The sequence below is a fragment of the Sphingomonas sp. CCH9-F2 genome (assembly GCF_001556735.1).
Taxonomy (GTDB): domain Bacteria; phylum Pseudomonadota; class Alphaproteobacteria; order Sphingomonadales; family Sphingomonadaceae; genus Sphingomonas; species Sphingomonas ginsenosidimutans.
Genome location: NZ_LSJO01000500.1, coordinates 1 through 265, shown reverse-complemented (window position 1 = coordinate 265; position 265 = coordinate 1). Strand labels below are relative to the sequence as shown.

The window sequence follows — 265 nt, the reverse complement described above, 5'->3', positions numbered from 1 at the left end:
CCTCGGCCGGCATCACCACAAACGTCGTCAAGGGGATAGCGACGATATTGGCCGCGGCGCCGTAAGCGCCGGCCTTGTGGAAATGGAATGCCGCGATCGGCATCAGCGCCGCTTCCACAACCAGCCCGGTCAGCAGCAACGACGCCAGCCCCCGCCCCCATTGCGCCACCCACGCCTCGTCTCGCGGCGCTGATGGTGCTGGCGGCGCTGGCGCTGGGGCGCGAGGCGGTGACGCTGCGGCTGGTCGCGGTGGGGGCGCTGGTGG

1 protein-coding gene is annotated in these 265 nt (G+C 71.3%); it reads right to left on the bottom strand.

Features of this window, described 5'->3' with window-relative positions:
- On the bottom strand, positions 1-265 hold a 265-nt coding region (locus tag AX685_RS21125), incomplete at both ends, for a ComEC/Rec2 family competence protein (protein ID WP_197418628.1).